The sequence below is a fragment of the Streptomyces sp. NPDC045021 genome, assembly GCF_056432645.1.
In genome coordinates this window covers 428,933-448,252 of the sequence record NZ_JBWKIQ010000005.1, presented here as the reverse complement: position 1 = coordinate 448,252, position 19,320 = coordinate 428,933, and the positions used below count along the sequence as shown (strand labels likewise).

The window sequence follows — 19,320 nt, the reverse complement described above, 5'->3', positions numbered from 1 at the left end:
TGGTCCGTCGGGGGCGCTCCGCCCCGCGGACCACTCTCGCCCCCGGCCGCCCTCCGCCGCGTCCGGCGCGAGGAGGGGCCGGCCGTACTTCGTCCGCGGCAGCCGGTCCGCGGCGCGTACTCCCGCGGGAGCAGCGCCGCGGCCGTGGTCCGCCGGACAGGCCCTAGCCGTGCAGCCGGACCGGGATCTCCTGCCAGCCGTAGGCGATGAAGGACGGGACCTGCTGCAACTCATCCTGTTTGACGGCGAGTTGGAGGTCGGGGAAGCGCTCGAAGAGCGCGGGGAGCGCGGTGAGGGCCTCCATCCGGGCCAGCGGGGCGCCGATGCAGCGGTGGACGCCGATGCCGAAGGCGAGGTGGTCGTCCGACTTGCGGGCCGCGTCGAACTCGGCTGCGCCCGGCCCGTAGTGCTCCGGGTCCTGGCCCGCGGCGGCGTACGTGGTGACGATGGCGTCGCCCGCCGGGATCGTCACCCCCTCGATGGTGATGTCGGAGACGGCGAACCGCAGCGGGAGCGAGGCGATGGACGGCGCGACCCGCAGCACCTCCTCGATGACGCCCTCCCAGCCGATCTCGCCGGCGCGGACGGCCGCGAGCTGCTCGGGGTGCTGCAGCAGCGCGACGACGGCGTTGCCGATGAGGTTGACGGTGGTCTCGAAGCCGGCGCCGATGACGAGCAGCAGGGTGTAGAGCAGCTCCTCGTCGCTGAGCCGGTCGCCGTCCTCGTCACGGACCTTGATCAGCTCGGTGGTCATGTCGTCGCCGGGGTGCTCGCTCTTGTAGCCGATGAGCGCGGGCAGCACGGTGCCGATCTGCTGCTGGACGGACGCGGCGTGCTCCGGGCTGGGATCGGAGGTGTCCATGATGGCGGCGATCAGCCGGCCGGTGTCTTCGCGCAGGTCGTCCGGGACCCCGAACAGCTCGCAGATCAGCTGCATGGGCAGCGGGTGCGCGTAGCCGGCCCGTACATCGACCGGTTCGCCCGAAGCACCCGACGCGTCGAGCCGGTCGAGGAGCTCGGCGGTGATCTGCTCCACCCGGGCGCGCATCGCCTCGGTGCGCCGGGCGGTGAAGCTGGGGGCGACGAGCTTGCGCAGCCGGGTGTGGTCCGGGCCGTACGTCGAGAGCATGTTGACCACGCCGACCCAGCCCATGATCCAGCCCCAGGCCGGGTGTTCGCCGATCTCCGGGTAGAGCGACCAGTGCTTGCGGGGGTCCTTGCTGACCCGGGGGTCCAGGATCAGGGCCTTGAGGGTGTCGTAGCCGGTGGGCGCCCAGGCGGGGATGGCGCCCGGCAGCTCGACGGCCACCACTGGTCCGAGGGCGCGCAACCGGGCGCTCTCGGCGGGGATGTCGGCGCCGAACGGGTCGATGGCCACACGGGGGGACACGGTCATGCTCGGTCTCCAGGCTGGTCGGGGATGCGCGGGGTGAAGCGGACGGGAAGGGCCTTCAAGGAGCGGTGGAAAGGTCCTGGACGCCAGGTGAGGTCCTCGCGGGGGGTGGTCGCCGTCAGGTCGGGCAGCCACTGCGTGAGTCGCTCGATGGCCTCGGTGGCGATCAGCAGGGCGTGCTGCTTGACGGGGCAGGCGTGCTCACCGGCCGACCACGACAGATGCGAGGCGTCGCGGGGGTGGTGGGTCCCGGCGAACTCCTGCTCCGAGAAGAGCGCGAGGGCGCCGTAGGAGACGACGACGGGGACGGCCGCCTGCACCCAGACACCGTGGAAGCTCAGCGACTCGCGGGCGTAGAGGATGCCGTAGTTCGCCAGTGGGGTCTCGTACCGCAGCACCTCGACGACCGCTTCCATGACCGGCCGCGAACCGCTGGTCAGCGTCGAGTAGTAGGCCGGGTTGCCGAGGATCCGGGAGAGCGCGTTGGAGACGAGGTTGGCGCTCGGCTCGTGGCCCGCGCCCAGGGTGAGGAAGACCTGCCAGACGACCTCCTCCGGCGTCAGCGCCAGCGGGTGGTCCAGCAGCCAGCTCGTCAGGTCCTCGCCGCGCTGCGCGCTCTTGGCGCCGACGAGCCCCATGACGTAACTGCCGTACTCGGCCTCGCCCTGGGCGGACTCCGCCCCGCCCTCCATCATCATGCCCAGCGCGGCTTCGAGGCGTCCGCTCTCACTGTCGGGCAGGCCGAAGAGGTTGTTGAAGATCAGCGACATCAGGGGGCGGGCGAAGTCGGCGACGAGGTCGGCGCTGCCCGCGGGGCCGAACCGGTTCACCAGCACGTCCACCGCGTGGTGCACCCGCTCGCGCAGATCGTGCGGCTCCACCAGGTCGAACGCGTCGATCAGGGTGCGGCGGTAGCGGATGTGCGTGTCGCCGTCGGAGAACAGGGAGTTGGGCCGCCAGCGCATCATGCCGAGGATCGGCGAGTCCTCGGCGACCGTGGCCTCCCAGGGCCTGGGGTCGTGCGACCAGGTCTCCGGGTCGTGCAGCACTTCGAGGGCGGCGCGGCGGTCGGTGACCACGTACGCGGGTATCCCGGGGGCGAGTTCGGCCCAGCCGATCGGGCCCTGGGCCTTCAGCGTCGCGTAGTAGGCGTGCGGGTCGGCGGCGAAGCCGTCCTCCCACAGGCGCACCGGCGCGGACAGCGAGAAGGTCTCGGCGGGGGCGGGGTAGGGAGAGGGGTTCACCAGGTCTCCGGACGGTCGCGGGCTATCAGGTGCTGGACGAGGGCGAGCAGCGAGTCGATGGAGGAGTTCGCGTCCCTGGCGTCGCAGCTCACCATGGGTGTGCCGGGATCCAGATCCAGGGAACGGCGGAGCTGGTCCTCGGTGTAGGGCCGCGAGTCGGGGAACGTGTTGAGCGCGACGGCGTACGGCAGCCCCGTCTCCTCCACCAGGCCGAGTACGTCGAAGGAGTCGTCGATGCGACGGGTGTCGACCAGCACGAGCGCGCCGAGCGCCCCGTAGGCGATGTCCGCCCACAGGGAGCGGAAGCGCTCCTGGCCGGGGGTGCCGAACAGGTACAGCACGACGCCCCCCGCCAGGCTGATCCGCCCGAAGTCGATGGCGACGGTGGTGGTGGTCTTGTCCCGCACCCCGGCCAGGTCGTCGACCTGGACCGACGCCTCGGACATGTGCTCCTCGGTGTGCAGCGGACGGATCTCCGAGACCGAGTCGATCAGCGTGGTCTTGCCCACCCCGAAGGGGCCCGCGACCAGGATCTTCACCAGGTCGCGGGCGCTGTCCGGCAGGTGCAGGCCGTCGGTGCCGGTGCTACTGCTTGAGGGCGCGGAGGCCATCGGCCACTCTCTTCAACAGGTCGGGGTCGTGCAGGGCGGCCACGGGGACCGGCGGGCGGGCGCTCACCAGCCCCAGATCGATCAGATCGGCGGCGAGGACGCGTACGGCGGAGACCGGCAGCTCCAGCAGGGCCGCGGCCTCCACCACGGTCAGCGAGCCGCCGTCCAGCGCCTTCAGCAGCGCGTGCCGGGCGGCGGGCAGCCCGTCGGGGACGTGCTTCTCGCCGGTCAGCACCGAGAGGCGCTCCAGGCTGTTGCGGCTCGGCCGCGCCACCCCGCCGGTGGACAGATACGCGGGGACCAGAGGGCGGCCGCTCCGGCGGCCCGTCATACCGGAGAGCCGCCATCGGCTCCCCGGGGCGCGGCGGCCATCGCCTTCTCGCCGAGCCGTGCCACCTGCGAGTGCACCCGGTGGGCGAGCAGGTCCAGCCGTACCTCCGGGTCGCCGAAGGCGGCCACGACCGTGCCGTGCGTGGTGGGCGCGACCAGGATGTAGCCGTGGTCGGACTCGATGACGATCTGGCGGATCTGCGCCTCGTCCTGGTCCGCGAAGGCCGCGGCCGCCGCCCGGCACGCGCCCTGCACCGTGCTGGTGATCGCGGCGGTGCGCTCCGCGGTTGCCTGGGACAGTGCCGCGGAGAATCCGGAGACCAGGCCGTCCCTGGTGAGCAGAACGGCCGCCCGGACGTGCGGGATCTCCAGGATCGGGTCGAGCACCCACGCCGTGTCACCGGCTTCTCGGCTGGTCATCGCGGGTCGTTCCCTTCGGTTTCGAGTGCGGATCGCGCCGCGGCGGTCCCGGACTGCAGGGCGCCGAGCGCGGCGGCCGCCTCCTCGGGGGTGCGCACGCGCGGCGCGGCCGGCTCCGCCGCGGCCTGGGCGGGCACGACGTCGGCGCGGGCCCGGCGGCGGCGCTGCGGCAGGGCGTCGCCGTCCGGCGCGGGTTCGTGGGTGATGGCGGCGGAGTCGCGCGTGGCGACGTGCGCCGGCGGCTGCGCCTTGGCATGCGGCACGGGCCGCGGTTCCGCCGACAGCTCGGGGCGGGTGGAGCGAGGGGTGCTGGCCGCGGGCGGCCGTTCTACCGGGTCGATCCGGCTGAGCAGGTGGTTCTTGACGAGCAGTACCGCACGGACGCCGCCGTAGGGCGACGGCGACGACAGGTCGACGGACAGGTCGAACTTCCGGGTCAGCTGGCCGATCGCCGCCAGCCCCATCCGGGGCGGGTCGCCCAGCTCCGACAGCAAGATCGGGTCGCGTCCCGCCACCATCCGCTGCGCGTAGGCCCGTTCGTCCGTGGCCATGCCGACCCCGGCGTCGTCGATGGTGACCGTGACGCCGTGGTGGGCCCGTTCGAGGTTCACCGTGACCTCGGTGTCCGGGGCGGAGTGCCGCAGCGCGTTGTCGAGGAGTTCGGCGACGATGATCGCGACGGGTTCGACGGCGTGCGAGACGAGCGCCATGCCCGACTCCAGGTGGTTGTGGATCTGGACCCGGTGGTAGCCGACGAGCCGGGACTGGCCACCTGTCACCGCCTCCACCAGGTGGGACTCCTCGCGGGCCAGCCCCACCCAGGCCCCGCACACCACGGCGGTGACCTGCGCGCGCCGCAGCGACTGCTCGTTCTCGTGGTCGAGCGCGAACAGCGTCTGCGACAACTCCGGGTCGTCGTAGCGCTGTTGCATGCCGCGCAGCACGTCCTGCAGCCGGTACAGCCCGGCCTGGATGTCGCGCGTGGCGCCGCGCATGCCCGCGCGGGCGGCCGCGTCGACCCGTTTGCGCTCCTGCGCGATGGCGGTCAGCAGCCCGTCCAAGACGCTGTCGAGCCCGGCGCCCAGCCCGGTGCCGGCGAGCTCCGGGTGGAGCGGGCCGGGCACCTGGATGTGCGGGTGGGCGGCGCGGGTGGCCTCCGCCGGCATGCGCTGGTTCGCCAGATGGACGATCTCGGCGGTGAACGCGTCGGCGGAGCGGCCGATTTCCTGCCGCGCGCCGTCCAGATGGGAGCGCAGGGCGGCGATCTCCTCGCCCTGCCGGGCCCGGTGACGGCGCGAGCGCCACAGCCCGCCCCCCAGGACGAACGCCAACACGGTCCCGGCGGCCAGGCCGCCGGCGGCCAGGTCCGGTATTTCCATCATCGAATGGACCTCAGGGAGATCAGGGAGCGAGGGGAACGGTGCAGTCCGCCCGGAAAGCGGATCCGCACAGTACACACCGCGACCGACTGATCCCGCACTGTTTTGAGGGAAGATCCTTTCGAATTTAGCCATTCGTGGACTGGATCTGTCCGAAGTGTCGGAGTGTGTGTCGGCGGCGCGCCGTGCTACGCGTGGTAACCCCGTTGCTGACCGAAGGAGTTGGGCGGCGCCGGCGACGGACCCCGGCGCAGCCTCTAGTGCGCCTCGGCCAGCGCGTCCAGCAGGCGCATCAGCGAGCTGCCCAGGCCCCATTGGACGGCGAGGGATTCGAGGACCTCGGGGTCAGCCGGCTCGCTGGGGAGCGCCGGGTTGAACGGGGGGAGGGGGACGTCGGGGGCGACCGTGACGACCTTGGGGGCGACGTCCAGGTAGGCCGAAGCCTCCAGGATGCCCCTGCGCTTGGCGGGGGTGAGCTTGGAGACCGGATCCGCGGCGGCCCGCCGGACCCCGGCGAGGTCGCCGTGCTCGGTGATGAGCTGCGCGGCGGTCTTCTCGCCGATGCCCTTCACCCCCGGCAGGCCGTCGCTTGCGTCACCGCGCAGCGCCGCGAAGTCGGCGTACTGGTCGGCGCGGACGCCGTAGCGCTCCAGGATGACGTCCTCGGTGATGAAGTCGCAGTCGCCGACGCCCTTGCGGGGGTAGAGCACGCGCACGCCGCGGGCGTCGTCGACGAGTTGGAACAGGTCGCGGTCGCCGGTGACGATGTCCGTCGCCCACAGGGCCTGGCCGGCGAGGGTGCCGATGACGTCGTCCGCCTCGTAGCCCGGCACGCCGACCCGGGCGATGCCGACGGCGTCGAGGACGGCCTCGATGACGGGGACCTGCGGGGAGAGCGTGTCGGGGATCTCCTCGGTGTCCGGCCCCGACGTACCCTCGGGCGCCTCCTGCGCGACGCGGTGCGCCTTGTAGGAGGGGATGAGGTCGACCCGCCACTGCGGCCGCCAGTCGGCGTCCATGCAGGCGACGATCTCGTCGGGGGCGTGGTCGGTGACGAGCCGGGTGATGAAGTCCAGCAGTCCGCGCACCGCGTTGACGGGCGTGCCGTCGGGTGCCTTCACCGACTCCGGGACGCCGAAGTAGGCGCGGAAGTACAGGCTCGCGGTGTCGAGCAGGAGCAGCTTGTTCGGGCGCGCGTCAGTCACGCGGCCAGCATGGCACGCCCGCGCGGGGTGACTCCGGCGCGCTGCACGGCGCGTCCGGCAACGGTGGCCCCGGACCGGGTGATCCCGGCCGTACGAGGACCTCAGCCGTGCGATGGTCCCGAATGTGACGAGATGTGACCTGAGTCACCGGTGGGTTTGGTTTGTGTAAAGGGGGGCAGCCGCCGGTCTTGAAGTGAGCGACCCACAAGCGGGGGCTGTGCGTCGCTCTTCCTGCGAGCCGCGAGGTATATGTGTCAAGGCTGCAAGTTGAGCATCTGTACAAGGTCTTCGGGCGACAGCCCGAAGAAGCGGTCCGCCGGCTCGAAGCCGGTGCGGACCGCGACGAGCTGCGCGAGGACGGCGTCACACCAGCTGTGATCGATGCCTCCTTCGAGGTGCAGGAGGGCGAGGTCTTCGTCGTCATGGGCCTGTCCGGATCGGGCAAGTCCACCCTCCTGCGCACGCTCAACGGACTGCTCCCGCCCACTGCCGGACGCGTACTGTTCGACGGCCAGGACCTCACCGCGCTGAACGACACCGAGCTGCGCCGGGTGCGTTCGCACAGCATCAGCATGGTCTTCCAGCACTTCGCGCTCTTCCCGCACCGCAGCGTCCTGGAGAACGCGGCCTACGGTCTCGAGGTGCAGGGCGTCGCCCGTGCCGAGCGTGAGCGCCGGGCCGGCGAGGCACTGGAGCTCACCGGACTCGGCGGCTGGGAGAAGTCCTGGCCCGACGAGCTCTCCGGCGGTATGCAGCAGCGGGTCGGCCTGGCCCGTGCGCTCGCCACCGAAGCCCCCGTCCTGCTGATGGACGAGGCGTTCAGCGCGCTGGACCCGCTGATCCGCCGCGAGATGCAGCAGCAGCTGCTGGATCTGCAGAAGACCCTGCACAAGACCATCGTCTTCATCACACACGACCCCCACGAGGCGGTGCGCCTCGGGGACCGGATCGCGGTGATGCGCGACGGCCGGATCGTCCAGAACGGCACCGTCGAGGAACTGCTGCTGCAGCCCGCCGACTCCTACGTCGCCTCCTTCATGGAGGACGTGGACCGCGGCCGGGCGCTGGCGGGCGTGAGCGCGGGCTCCGCCGGCACCCCGGACAGCCCCTTCGGAAAGGAGTCGGCCGATGCCTAGGCTCCATCTCGGCGACTGGATCGACAGCGCCGTCACGTTCCTCCGTGACCACTTCGCCTGGCTCTTCGACATCATCACCAACGTCGTGTCCGGTATGTACGACGGCCTGGACGCCGTGCTCGGCGCGCCGGCACCGCTGCTGCTCGCCGGGATCCTCGCGGTCCTCGCCCTGTGGCTGCGCGGGGTGACGGCGGGCGTGCTCACCTTCGCCGGCTTCGCGCTCATCGACTCGATCGAGCAGTGGGACCAGGCGATGGCGACGCTGTCGCTGGTGCTGGTCGCCACCGTGATCACCGTCGTGCTCGCGATTCCGCTCGGCATCTGGGCGGCCCGCAACCGCACCGTCAGCGCGATCCTGCGGCCGGTGCTGGACTTCATGCAGACGATGCCCGCCTTCGTCTATCTGATCCCGGGCATCTTCTTCTTCGGCGTCGGCCAGGTGCCCGGCGTCATCTCCTGCATCGTCTTCGCGATCCCGCCGGGCGTCCGGATGACCGAGCTGGGTATCCGGCAGGTCGACGGCGATCTGATCGAGGCCGCCGAGGCGTTCGGCACCACCTCGCGCAACACCCTGCTGCGGGTGCAGCTGCCGTTGGCGCTGCCCACCATCATGGCGGGCATCAACCAGGTCATCATGCTGGGCCTGTCCATGGTCGTGATCGCCGGCATGGTCGGCGGCGGCGGCCTGGGTGCCTCGGTCTTCACCGCGATCAGCCAGGTCAACGTCGGGCTGGGCTTCGAGGGCGGGATCTCCGTCGTCATCCTGGCGATGTACCTGGACCGGATGACCGCCTCGCTCGGCACCCGGGTCTCACCGCTCGGCCGCCGCGCCACCGCGGCGCTGACCGCGCTGCGCGGCATCCGCGTCTGGAACTACCGGCCGCACACCAGCGTCGCGGTCGTCGGCGTGGTCGTCCTCGCCCTCGTCGCGGGCGGCGTGAACATCTTCGGCGGCTCGGCCGACACGAACACCGCCGCCGCGGGCAAGAACGTCGGCAACGGGCGCCCGGTGAACATCGGCTACATCCCCTGGGACGAGGGCATCGCCTCCAGCTACCTGTGGAAGGAAGCCCTGGAGGAGCGCGGCTACACGCCGAAGCTCTCGCAGTACGACGTCGGCCCGCTCTACACCGGGCTCTCCGCCGGGAAGGTGGACTTCCAGACCGACGCCTGGCTGCCGACCACCCACCAGTCGTACTGGGACAAGTACAAGGAGAACCTGGACGACCTGGGCTCCTGGTACGGCCCGACCTCCCTGGAACTCTCCGTTCCCTCCTACGTCAAGGGCGTCGACTCGCTGGCGGACCTCAAGGGGCAGGGCGGCAAGTTCAAGGGCCGGATCATCGGTATCGAGCCGGGCGCCGGCATGATGAAGATGCTCAACGACAAGGTCCTCAAGGAGTACGGCCTGGACGGCGAGTACCAGGTCACCACCGGCAGCACCGCGAGCATGCTCGCGCAGCTCGACCGGTCGCTGAAGGCCAAGGAGCCGGTCGTCGTCACCCTGTGGTCCCCGCACTGGGCCTACAGCAAGTACGACCTGAAGAAGCTCAAGGACCCCAAGGCCGCCTGGGGCGCCGGCGACGGCGTGCACACCCTCGCCCACAAGGGCTTCGCCGCCAAGGAGCCGCGGATCGCCCAGTGGCTCAAGGACTTCAAGCTCGGCGAAGCGCAGCTGACCAGTCTCGAAGCGGCCATCCAGGACGCGGGACAGGGCCATGAGCAGGACGGCGTACGCGCCTGGCTGAAGAAGAACCCCGGCGTCATCGACAAGATGGCCCCGGTGGCTTCCTGAACCGGCCGCCCGGCCGCGCGACCTGCACCGCGCGCCGGGCGGCCCATCGCGCGCCGTACGGTGGGCCGGTGACGAATCGTCCTGCCGTACGGCGCGTGGTTTCTCTTGTCCCCTCCCTCACCGAGGCGGTGGCGGAGACCGCCCCCGGGCTGCTGGTCGGCGCGACCGACTGGTGCAACCACCCGGCCGGTCTCGACGTGACGAGGATCGGCGGGACCAAGAACCCCGACACCGCCCGGATCATCGCTCTCGCGCCCGACCTCGTGATCGCCAACGAGGAGGAGAACCGCGCGCCGGACCTCGCCGAGCTGCGGGCCGCCGGAGTCCCCGTCCTGGTCACCGAGATCCGCGACCTCGACCAGGCCTTCGGCGAACTCCACCGGGTGCTGGTCGACGGCTGCGGTCTGCGGCGCCCCGGCTGGCTCGACGAGGCCGAGGCCGCCTGGCGCTCGCTGCTTGTCCCCGAGCGGCGGCTGCGGGCGGTCGTCCCGATCTGGCGGCGGCCCTGGATGGTGCTCGGCCGGGACACCTTCGCGGGCGATCTCCTCGCCCGGCTGGGCGTGGACAACGTCTACGCGGCGCACGGCGAGCGCTATCCGCGGATCCCCGTCGAGGAGCTGCGCGCCGCCGGCGCCGATCTGGTGGTGCTGCCCGACGAGCCGTACGCCTTCACCGCCGACGACGGCCCGGAAGCCTTTCCCGGCCTGCCCGCCGCACTCGTCGGCGGCCGCCACCTCACCTGGTACGGCCCCTCGCTCAGGGCCGCGCCCGCCGCGATCAGCGAGGCGCTGCGAGCAGCGCTCCACTGAGGAGCCCGCGCACCGTCCTCGCACCCGCGACCGCCCAGGCCGCGACGAGGAAGACGTACAGCCCGGCCGCGAGCCACCCGAAGGCGTCGAGGCCGGTGTGCCGGGCCAGCCCCGCGGCGCCCGTGACGCAGGTGCCGACGGGGAAGGTGAAGGCCCACCACGTCATCGCGAACGGCATTCCGCGGCGCGCCGCCCGCACCACCAGCGCCGCCGCCAGCGCCAGCCAGAGCAGGGCGAAGCCCATCACCGGTACCCCGTACAGCACGGCGAACCCGCTCATGGCCGCCGCGTACGGTGCCCGGACGACGCCCGGTGCGACATCGGCGAGCTGGCCCACGGCGGTAGTGGACTGGCCGAGCGGGCCCAGAACCAGGAAGAGGGCCGGGGTCAGCGCGAGCGGCAGCGGCCCGTGCTGCACGAGCCGGGACCAGATCAGCGGCAGCATCGTCAGCGTGCCCAGCAGGCTCAGCCCGAACATCGCGTAGCAGCCCAGCAGCATCGCCTCCTGCCACTGGCCGGCGGGCAGCTGCGCGACCAGCGCCGGGCCGAGCGCGGCCGACACCATCGGTGCCACCACCGGGAGCAGCCAGACGGGAGAGGCGCTGCCCGGCTCGACGCGGTGCCGGGTGATCATCAGATACGGGACCGCCACCGCGATGAACAGCCCGCTGACGGTGCCCGCGGTCCACAGCACGGAGTCGACGGCGATCGCGGCCGTCCGCCCGATCACGGGGGAGCCCAGGCTCAGCGTGCCGCCCCCCACCGCGAGCAGCGCCATCGGCAGGCAGCCGTAGAACGGGGCGACGGCCGGGTCCAGCAGATGCAGGCGGGCCTGGTCGCCGTGGCGGAGCCAGTGCCCGGCGCGGGCGGTGAGCAGCGCCGCCAGCAGCACCGCGGAGAGCGCCCAGACGAACGTGCAGGCGACGTGCAGGCCAGGGACGTGCTGCGGCAGGGCGGCGCCCGCGTTCGCGACGATGGCGGTGCCCATCACGGTGGCGTACCAGTTGGGTCCGAGGTGACGCAGGGCGCCGGGGCGGATCTCCAGATCGTGGAGAGCGCGGGCGCGCACAGGGGCGAGGGTTGCCATGCCCCTTACGCTCCCCGACCGGCGGCCCGGCCGGAAGGCGGGCTGTCTCTATGGGGGCATAACCTGGACTTATGAGTTCCGACGAAAACACCGGTGACCGCGCCCCCCGGGCGGGCCTGGCCCACCGGGTGCCCGACCTCGGCGCGATGGAGCTGCTGCTCGCCGTCGCCCGGCTCGGCAGCCTCGGCCGGGCCGCCCGCGAGCTGGGCATCAGCCAGCCGGCCGCGAGCAGCCGGGTGCGGGCCGTCGAACGGCAGCTGGGCGTCGCGCTGGTGAACCGTTCGCCCACCGGGTCCACCCTCACCGACGCGGGCGCGCTGGTCACCGAATGGGCCCGCCGGGTCGTGGAGTCGGCGGAGGCGTTCGACGCCGGAGCGCGGGCGCTGCGCACCCGCCGCGACTCCCGGCTGCGGGTCGCGGCGTCCATGACCATCGCCGAGTACCTGCTGCCGGGCTGGCTCATCGTGCTGCACGGCCGGCATCCCGACACCGCGGTGTCGCTGTACGCGGGGAACTCGACGGCCGTCGCGGAACGCGTCATCAGCGGCGGCGCCGACCTCGGATTCGTCGAGGGCCTGGATGTGCCGGGCGGCCTGGACGCGGTGGTCGTCGCCCATGACCGGCTGGTCGTCGTGGTGGCGCCCGCGCACCCCTGGGCGCGGCGGCGCAAGCCGCTGTCCGCGGCCGAACTCGCCGCCACCGCCTTCATCCTGCGCGAGCAGGGCTCCGGCACCCGCCAGGTGCTGGACGCAGCCCTCGCCGCACACGGCGGCCTGGCCGTACCGCTGCTCGAACTCGCGTCGACCACCGCGCTCAAGGGGGCCACCCTGAGCGGCGCGGGCCCGGCCGTACTCAGCGAACTGGCCGTCGCCGACGAGCTGACCGCCCGCCGGCTGATCGAGGTCCCGGTGGAGGGCATCGCGCTGGAACGCGTCCTGCGCGCCGTCTGGCCCACCGGCCACCGCCCGACGGGACCCGCCCGCGACCTGCTGTCCCTCACCCGCCGGCCGGCGTGACGGGACGTGCCGGCATGACGTGCGGTGGGACGTGCGGCGCGCTGCCCGGCGCACCGCCGGCCGGTCGCGTGACCTGCCTGTAACCGCCGGGCTTACGGGATTCTCATGCAGTGGCCATAGGGTGACGGCCGTGACCATGACGACCCCGCCCGGCTGGTATCCAGAGCCCGGGCACACAGGCAACGGCCCGGCGTTGGAACGGTGGTGGGACGGCACCGCGTGGAGCGAGTACACGCGGACCGCCCAGACCCCGGCCGACCAGGCCGCCGCCCCCGGCATTCCGTCCTACGCCGCCTATCCCGGCGCCGGCGGGCCGGTCCCGCCCGCCCGCAGGGGAGGGGCGATCGCGATCGGCATCATCGCCGTCCTCGTCCTGGTCGGCGGTGTGATCGGCGGCGTCGTCATGCTGAAGGACAGCGGCGACGGCAAGGGCTCGGACCAGGCGTCCCCGTCCACGAGCGCGCCGAACGCGGACGGCGGGCCGAACGGAGGGTCGGGCGGGCCGACACAGAGCCCCGGCCCGGATCCCAGCCAGGCACCCAAGACCAGCGGTGTCGTCGTGGACGCACTCGACAAGGTCAGCCTGCCGATCCTGCCCGGCTGGCAGGGCAAGGCGGGCGCCGGCGGCGCGGGGCTGACCATCGGCGGCTACCCGTGCGTCTCCGACCCGGCCAAGAAGTGCGTCCGCGGTGGCGTGTTCTCCGTGCCGGCCGCGGCGTACAAGCTCAAGAGCACCACGCCCGAGGCCGCCGCCAAGGAGGACATCCCGCTCAACGCGGAGCAGTCCTACGAGGGCGGGCTCACCTCCCACAAGGAACTGCTGTCGCAGGCGGTCACCGTCGCGGGGAAGCAGGGGTACCTGGTGCGCTGGCAGGTCGTGACGAAGGTCGGCGACGACGGCTACGTCGAGTCGCTCGTCTTCCCGTCACCGGCCAACCCCCAGCAGCTCGTCGTGGTCCGCTTCGGCTTCGACATCAACGCGCAGGCCCCCGGCCTGGACGTGATGGACCAGATCACCAAGGGCATCAAGGCCGCCAGTGGCTCCGGCGGCACGGGCGGCACCGGCGTCTGACCGCGCGCCCGCCGGCCACCGGAGGTGGGGCCGGGACGTTCACAGGAACGTCTTGCCCTCGCCCCGGTAGGTCGGCACCGTCGCCGTGACCCGGTCGCCCTCCACCAGCTGCAGCTCCGCGAAGCGCTCGCACAGCTCCCCGGCCTTGGCGTGCCGGAACCACACCTTGTCGCCGATCAGCAGATCGTCCGCGGGCGATCCGATCAGCGGCGTCTGCACCTCGCCGGGACCCTCCTGCGGGTCGTAGCGCAGGCCCTGCGGCAGATACGGCACGGGCAGCCGGTCGGCGCCCGCGGCGCCCGACGCCGGATAGCCGCCGCCCAGCACGGTCACGACGCCCACCCCGGGACGGCGCACCACCGGCTGCGCGAAGAGCGCCGCCGGACGCCCCCGGAACGACGTGTAGTTGTCGAACAGCCGTGGTACGAACAGCCCGGAGCCGGCCGCGATCTCGGTGACCGCGTCCTCCGCCGCCGTGTGCTGCACGCTGCCGGTCCCGCCGCCGTTGACGAACTCCAGCTCGGGCGCGACGGCGCGTACCGCCCGCACCACCTCGGCCCGCCGGACCGCCAGTTCCTTGCGGGCCGCGGACTGCATCAGCCGGATCGCCCGCGAGCGCAGCGGCCGTCCCGCCAGCGAGTCGCCGACCCCGGCCACATGGCCCTCGTACGCCATGATCCCAGCCAGCCGGAATCCGGGCCGGCGGGCGATCGCCCGTGCCAGCTCGGCGAGTTGCGCGGGCTCCCGCAGCGGGGAGCGCAGGGCGCCGATCCGTACCCGGCCGCCCAGCATCCGCAGGGACGTGTCGAGCTCCAGACAGACCCGGACCCGCTCCGAGCCGCCGCGGCGGGCCGCGTCGATCAGATCCAGCTGGGTGATGTCGTCGACCATCACCGTCACGGCGGCGGCCAGCTTCGGATCCGCGGCCAGCTCCGCGAAGCCGTCGCGGTCGGCGGACGGATACGCCAGCAGCACGTCGTCGAAGCCCGCCCGCGCCAGCCACAGCGACTCGGCCAGGGTGAACGACATGATGCCCGCGAACCCCTCACGGGCCAGCACCCGCTCCAACAGCGCCCGGCACCGCACCGACTTGGACGCCACCCGGATCGGCTTCCCGCCGGCCCGGCGCGTCAGATCGGCGGCGTTGGCGTCGAACGCCTCCAGGTCGACGATGGCGACCGGGGCGTCGAGATGGGCGGTGGCCCGGTCGTACCGGACGCGGTCGGCTGCGGGATGAGACATGCGCGCAGCTTGCCAGACGGCGACTACCGAACGGTAGGGGTCACGGGTCACGGGCGGGTCCCGGGCGGCCCGCGGCCGGTCCGGGGGAGTCCGGGAACGCTCCGGGGCTGCTCTGGGACTGCTCCGGGGTTGCTCCGGGGTTGCCCCCGGGGTGGAACATCCCGTTACCGCCGGGTCTGCGGCGGCCGTGGCGGCACTCGGCGAGCGGTACCCCCCGCGACCTGCGCCGCCCCCGATCCGCGGCACGGCCGGAGCCCGTAGAGTGGCGCCCAGGCCACGTACGGACATCGCGAGGGGGCATCGGTGAGCACGGGGGTCGAGAACGGACCGGGGCAGCCGTCGGCCCCGCGGCCGCCCGCCTTTCCCCCGCTGTACCCGACGACTCCGCCGCGGCCCGTGCACCGCCCGGCGGCCCGCGAGCCCATCGCCGCCCGCCGCCCGCAGGATCCGCAGGGAGACCGGACGCCCGCGCCGCCGACCGTGCCGCCGCCACCCGCCGCACCCCCGGCCGCCGCGCCGGCGTTCCCCTCGCAGCCCGGGGAGCCACCGCGCCCCGCCGCGCCGCCGATGCCGCCGCGGCGGCACGCCGCAGCGCCCGCCGGACCCGAAGCACCCGCCGTACCCGAGCCGTTCACGGTGCCCGCGCCGCCCGCCCGCCGTCCGCGGACGGCCGCGAGCCGGACCGCGTCGGCGCTCTGCCTCGTCCTGGGCCTCGGACTGTTCACCGGCGCCGCGACAGGGGCCCTGATCAACCACGATCCGGCCGCGGTCGGGCCCACGCAGGGGGCGTACGCCCGGGCCGGCGACCTGTGGCACAGCGTGCCGGTCGACACCCTCCTGCCGCCCGTCGTGAGCCGGCCGGGCGCGGGACCCGGGGGCGCCGACCGCACCTACACGCGCATCGGCGTCGCCCCGGCCGCCGGCTGCGCGGGAGCCTTCGACCCGCTGCTGGCGAAGGTGCTGGCCCCCGTGGGGTGCGTCCAGGTCCTGCGGGCCACCTACGTCGACGCCACCTCCAGCCGCGTCACCACGGTCGGCCTGCTCGTCACCGGCGGCGACGCCGCCGGCATGAGCGCGCTGAATCACCGCTGGAGCAGCGAACACCTCGGCTCCCGCATGGATCTGATGCCCCATCCGGTCGCCTTCCCCGGTACCGCGGCCGCCTCCTTCGGCGACGCGCAGCGGGCCAGCTGGACGGTGACCGTCTCCGCGACCCTTCCCGTCGTGGTCTACGCGGTGAGCGGCTTCGCGGACGGCCGCCGGGTCCCCGAACCCCAGCCGGCCGCCGAAGCCACCGCCAAGGGCGCCACCTCGGCGCCGGCCCAGGCCGGTCTCGGCACCGACGCCCTCGTCCTCGCCGCCGACCTCGACGCCCGGCTGCGCAAGGCCGTGGCGGCCGGCACCGAGTCGTCCCCGGGGGCGTCCTGATGAGATCGGCCCTGATGAGATCAACCGCCCTCGGGCGTACCGCCGCCGTCGCGCTGGCCGCCGTCCTCGCCGTGCTGCCGGCCGCGTCGGCACGGGCGGACTCGGCACGGGACGCGGACTGGGCGCTGGACGCGCTGCACGCGCACGACGCCTGGCGGACGACCCAGGGCGCGGGCGTCACCGTCGCCGTTCTGGACACCGGGGTCGACGGCACCCACCCCGACCTGGCCGGACAGGTACTGGCCGGCAACGACCTGGTGGGCTTCGGAGCGGGCCCGGGAGCCCCCACCTGGGCCAAGCACGGGACCGGAATGGCCGCCATCATCGCCGGACACGGCCACGGCCCGGGGTACGAGCAGGGCGTCCTCGGCATCGCGCCGCGGGCCAAGATCCTGCCGGTCCGGGTGATCCTGGAGGAGAAGGACCCCAAGCGCGACCAGGCCCGTGCCACCCGGGGACACGCTCTCCCCGAGGGGATCCGCTGGGCCGCCGACCACGGTGCGAACGTCATCAACCTCTCGCTCGGCGACGACAGCGCGACCGCCGCGCCCGCGGCCGACGAGGACAACGCGATCCAGTACGCGCTCAGCAAGGGCGTGGTCGTCGTCGCGTCGGCGGGCAACGGCGGCGAGCAGGCGGACCGGGCCTCGTACCCGGCCGCCTACCCGGGGGTGATCGCGGTCGCGGCCGTGGACCGGGTCGGCGCGCACGCCTCGTTCTCCACCCGGCGCTGGTACGCCTCCGTCTCCGCGCCGGGCGTCGACGTCGTCCTGGCCGACCCCAGCCGCAAGTACTTCGAGGGGTGGGGGACCAGCCCCGCCTCGGCGTACGTCTCCGGCGCGGTGGCCCTGATCCGCTCCGCCTACCCGAAGCTGAGCCCCGCCCAGATCAAGCAGCTCCTGGAGAGCACCACCCGCGAGCGGCCCGCCGGCGGCCGCAGCGACGCGGTCGGCACCGGCTTGGTGGACCCGGCCGCGGCGCTCAAGGCGGCGGCCAGGCTCGAACCCCGGGCCGAGGCGCCGACCCCGGCACCCTCCGCGCGGCGGTACTTCGGCGCCGGTCCGACGATCACGCTCTCGCCGGCCGGGGACAGCGGCGGCCTCGGCGACGGTGTGGCGGTCACCTGCGCGCTGCTGGGCGGCGTCCTGGTCGCCGCCGCGGCCCTGCTCTGGTTCCGCCCCCGCCTCGGACGCCGCCCGCGGCGCCGGGCGTCGCACGGCATCGCTACGTGAACGCCCCCACCGCCGCCTGCGCGATGTCCTCGGCCAGCGCTATCCCCTCCGCCTGAGTGGCGTTTCCGCTGGTGAGGACCGCGACGAGATAGGTGTTCCGGTCCGTGGCGACACGCCCGATGCTGTTGATGTCCCACATCCCGTTGGTGCTGCGCTGCAGCCAGCCGTTCTTGAGCGCGGTCTCGGACGCCGTCGCCGCCGCGGCCGTCACCCCCCAGTCCTGGCCGGTGGATATCCGCTCCATCAGCCCCCGTAGATACGTCCGCGAGGTGGCGTTCAGCGGTGAGTCGTCACTGAACACGGCCTGCAGCAGCCGCAGTTGGTCCGCGGCCGTGGTCCTGGTGAGCCCCCACAGGTCGCCGTCGCCGCCCTCGGTCCCGGTCAGCCCGAGGCGTTCATTGGCCTCGGCGAGGCCGTCCGCGGCGTCGATGGAGTGCCAGAGCGCCGTGGCGGCGTCGTTGTCGCTCTGCTCGATCATGACGGTGGCGTACGCCTTCTCCTGCACGGTCAGATCGCGCCCGGCGTCCTGCGCCCGCAGCAGCAGCACCGCGAGGATGTCGACCTTGACGATGCTCGCCGTGTCGAACGCCCCGTCCCCGTACACCGCCTGGACACCGGACGCGGTGTCCAGCACGGCGACGGCGAAGTCGGCTTCGGTCGCGCCGGCCACCGTGTCGAGCGCGTCGCTCAGCTCCTGGTCCCGGTCCGCCGCGGATTCCTCGGGCTGCACGCTCTCCCCGCCCTCCCCGGTCGGCTGCGCGGCACCGGTGGAGGGCGCCGCCTCGGCGGCCTGGTGCACCAGTGCCGGCGGCCGCGCTGTCGTGTGGATGCCCGCCATCACGCCGCCGGCCGCCAGTACGGCGGCCGCAGAGGTCGCGATGACGACGGTACGGCCGGTACGACGGGTCCGGTGCCGGTGGTGAGCTCGCATTTGCTCGACCATAGGAATCGAACCTGCGTGCACCCTGAGACGCGGATGAACAGGGCATAAGAAATCAGGCGCAACGCGGCCGTCGGCGGGCAGCGGCCGGGTCCCCGATACGCTGCACAGCGTGTCGCTCAAGAATATCCCTGATCCAGGCTTCGCCGACGACGACGGTTCGGCCGACGCGGCGCTGGCCGCCGCACTCGCCGCCTACGCCGACGACAGCCGCGCCGAGCCGGGTGTGCTCGCCGCACTGCCCGCCGCCCGCCTGCTGGTCCCCGTCGTCGCCGTGCTGGGCGAGGTCGAGACCGGACCCGACGGGCTGCGCCGCGAGAAGACCAGCGACATGGCGGTGCCCACCATCCAGGCCGCCGACGGACGGCGGGCGCTGCCCGCCTTCACCTCCGTCGCGTCCCTCGCCCGCTGGCGCCCCGACGCCCGGCCGGTCGCCGTCCCGCTGCACCAGGCGCTCCAGGCCCTCGCGCACGAGAAGGCCGACACCCTGCTGATCGACATGGCCGGCCCGGCCCCGTACGCCCTCACCGGTCCGGCGCTGCGCGCCGTCGCCCTGGGGCGCGAGCAGGTGGACCCGCTCGGCGATCCGGAGGTGCTCGGCGCGCTGCGCGCGGCCGTCGCCGCCGAGCCGGGTGTGCTGCGCGCGTACCTGTCCCCGGCGGGAACCTCGGACGGCACCCTCGGCCTGGTCCTCGCCCCGGCCGCGACCGCGGCCGAGGTGGCCCGGCGGATCGCCACCGCGCTGGCCGCCGACGAGGTGCTGCGCTCCCGGCTGGTCCGCGGTCTCGATCTCGCGCTGCTGGGGCCGGACGCCGAGGTGTCGGGCGAGCCACTGTTCGCCCGCTGAGCGAACCGGCCCGGTCCGCGGCTACGAGGCATCCGGTATGCCCCACTGTCTGCCAAAATGTGCGATGCGGTCCCGGGGCCGAGAATGCGAGATCAGACAGTGCGGACGAACGGTCGGCGATGGACGCAAGGAGG

At 73.3% G+C, this 19,320-nt stretch carries 17 protein-coding genes and 1 pseudogene; 8 read left to right on the top strand and 10 right to left on the bottom strand.

Annotated elements, in window-relative coordinates; translation table 11 throughout:
* Window positions 1-163: 163 nt before the first annotated feature.
* The 7 genes from AC07DC_RS18870 to AC07DC_RS18840 all read right to left on the bottom strand — a co-directional run bounded on the left by AC07DC_RS18870 (window position 164) and on the right by AC07DC_RS18840 (window position 6,582).
* Window positions 164-1,396 (bottom strand): cytochrome P450 family protein, encoded by a 1,233-nt coding sequence (locus AC07DC_RS18870; protein ID WP_478915536.1) that lies wholly within the window; start codon window positions 1,394-1,396, stop codon window positions 164-166.
* Window positions 1,393-2,637: a cytochrome P450 family protein gene (locus AC07DC_RS18865; RefSeq protein ID WP_478915535.1), complete on the bottom strand. Its 1,245-nt coding sequence runs from the start codon at window positions 2,635-2,637 to the stop codon at window positions 1,393-1,395. Before AC07DC_RS18865 ends, AC07DC_RS18870 begins: the two co-directional genes overlap by 4 nt.
* A complete protein-coding gene (locus AC07DC_RS18860; protein WP_478915534.1) occupies window positions 2,634-3,248 on the bottom strand; it encodes a GTP-binding protein in 615 nt (204 codons plus the stop codon). Before AC07DC_RS18860 ends, AC07DC_RS18865 begins: the two co-directional genes overlap by 4 nt.
* Window positions 3,223-3,579 (bottom strand): DUF742 domain-containing protein, encoded by a 357-nt coding sequence (locus AC07DC_RS18855; protein WP_478915533.1) that lies wholly within the window; start codon window positions 3,577-3,579, stop codon window positions 3,223-3,225. Before AC07DC_RS18855 ends, AC07DC_RS18860 begins: the two co-directional genes overlap by 26 nt.
* Window positions 3,576-3,998 carry a roadblock/LC7 domain-containing protein gene (locus tag AC07DC_RS18850; RefSeq protein ID WP_478915532.1) on the bottom strand — a complete coding sequence of 141 codons (423 nt, stop codon included), beginning with the start codon at window positions 3,996-3,998 and terminating at the stop codon, window positions 3,576-3,578. The genes AC07DC_RS18855 and AC07DC_RS18850 overlap by 4 nt, the downstream gene beginning before the upstream one ends.
* Window positions 3,995-5,380 (bottom strand): ATP-binding protein, encoded by a 1,386-nt coding sequence (locus tag AC07DC_RS18845; protein WP_478915531.1) that lies wholly within the window; start codon window positions 5,378-5,380, stop codon window positions 3,995-3,997. The genes AC07DC_RS18850 and AC07DC_RS18845 overlap by 4 nt, the downstream gene beginning before the upstream one ends.
* Window positions 5,381-5,634: 254 nt before the next feature.
* The gene (locus AC07DC_RS18840; RefSeq protein WP_478915530.1) at window positions 5,635-6,582 is read right to left on the bottom strand and encodes a 5'-3' exonuclease; all 948 of its coding nucleotides are present in this window, start codon (window positions 6,580-6,582) and stop codon (window positions 5,635-5,637) included.
* A 251-nt stretch (window positions 6,583-6,833) separates the two neighbouring features.
* Here AC07DC_RS18840 and AC07DC_RS18835 point away from each other — a divergent pair.
* The 3 genes and pseudogenes from AC07DC_RS18835 to AC07DC_RS18825 form a co-directional block, all read left to right on the top strand.
* A pseudogene (locus tag AC07DC_RS18835) lies at window positions 6,834-7,691 on the top strand (quaternary amine ABC transporter ATP-binding protein); the annotation flags it as partial.
* A 19-nt stretch (window positions 7,692-7,710) separates the two neighbouring features.
* Window positions 7,711-9,513, top strand: coding sequence for an ABC transporter permease/substrate binding protein (locus tag AC07DC_RS18830; protein WP_478915529.1), 1,803 nt, complete (start codon window positions 7,711-7,713; stop codon window positions 9,511-9,513).
* A gap of 68 nt (window positions 9,514-9,581) precedes the next feature.
* Complete coding sequence (locus tag AC07DC_RS18825; protein ID WP_478915528.1) at window positions 9,582-10,322, top strand: helical backbone metal receptor; 741 nt, start codon at window positions 9,582-9,584, stop codon at window positions 10,320-10,322.
* On the opposite strand, the gene AC07DC_RS18820 is transcribed toward AC07DC_RS18825, so the two are convergent.
* Window positions 10,291-11,409, bottom strand: coding sequence for a TDT family transporter (locus AC07DC_RS18820; protein WP_478915527.1), 1,119 nt, complete (start codon window positions 11,407-11,409; stop codon window positions 10,291-10,293). The genes AC07DC_RS18825 and AC07DC_RS18820 overlap by 32 nt on opposite strands.
* A gap of 71 nt (window positions 11,410-11,480) precedes the next feature.
* Between AC07DC_RS18820 and AC07DC_RS18815 the strand changes: the two genes are divergently transcribed.
* Together AC07DC_RS18815 and AC07DC_RS18810 are read left to right on the top strand one after the other, a co-directional pair.
* On the top strand, window positions 11,481-12,425 hold the full coding sequence (locus tag AC07DC_RS18815; RefSeq protein ID WP_478915526.1) for a LysR family transcriptional regulator: 945 nt from the start codon (window positions 11,481-11,483) through the stop codon (window positions 12,423-12,425).
* Window positions 12,426-12,561: 136 nt separating this feature from the next.
* Complete coding sequence (locus tag AC07DC_RS18810) at window positions 12,562-13,497, top strand: DUF2510 domain-containing protein (RefSeq protein WP_478915610.1); 936 nt, start codon at window positions 12,562-12,564, stop codon at window positions 13,495-13,497.
* A gap of 39 nt (window positions 13,498-13,536) precedes the next feature.
* On the opposite strand, the gene AC07DC_RS18805 is transcribed toward AC07DC_RS18810, so the two are convergent.
* Window positions 13,537-14,739 carry an amino acid deaminase/aldolase gene (locus tag AC07DC_RS18805; protein WP_478915525.1) on the bottom strand — a complete coding sequence of 401 codons (1,203 nt, stop codon included), beginning with the start codon at window positions 14,737-14,739 and terminating at the stop codon, window positions 13,537-13,539.
* Window positions 14,740-15,042: 303 nt separating this feature from the next.
* On the opposite strand from AC07DC_RS18805, the gene AC07DC_RS18800 reads away from it, so the two are divergent.
* Both AC07DC_RS18800 and mycP read left to right on the top strand, forming a co-directional pair.
* Window positions 15,043-16,167 carry a hypothetical protein gene (locus AC07DC_RS18800; protein WP_478915524.1) on the top strand — a complete coding sequence of 375 codons (1,125 nt, stop codon included), beginning with the start codon at window positions 15,043-15,045 and terminating at the stop codon, window positions 16,165-16,167.
* 14 nt (window positions 16,168-16,181) lie between these two features.
* Window positions 16,182-17,399, top strand: a complete 1,218-nt coding sequence (gene mycP, locus AC07DC_RS18795) for a type VII secretion-associated serine protease mycosin (RefSeq protein WP_478915523.1) — start codon at window positions 16,182-16,184, stop codon at window positions 17,397-17,399.
* Here the strand turns inward: mycP and AC07DC_RS18790 are convergent.
* Window positions 17,392-18,330, bottom strand: coding sequence for a serine hydrolase (locus tag AC07DC_RS18790; RefSeq protein ID WP_478915522.1), 939 nt, complete (start codon window positions 18,328-18,330; stop codon window positions 17,392-17,394). The two genes, mycP and AC07DC_RS18790, sit on opposite strands and share 8 nt — an antisense overlap.
* Before the next feature lie 121 nt (window positions 18,331-18,451).
* On the opposite strand from AC07DC_RS18790, the gene AC07DC_RS18785 reads away from it, so the two are divergent.
* Entirely contained in the window at window positions 18,452-19,186 is a 735-nt protein-coding gene (locus AC07DC_RS18785; RefSeq protein WP_478915521.1) for an SseB family protein, read from the top strand.
* Window positions 19,187-19,320: the final 134 nt, after the last annotated feature.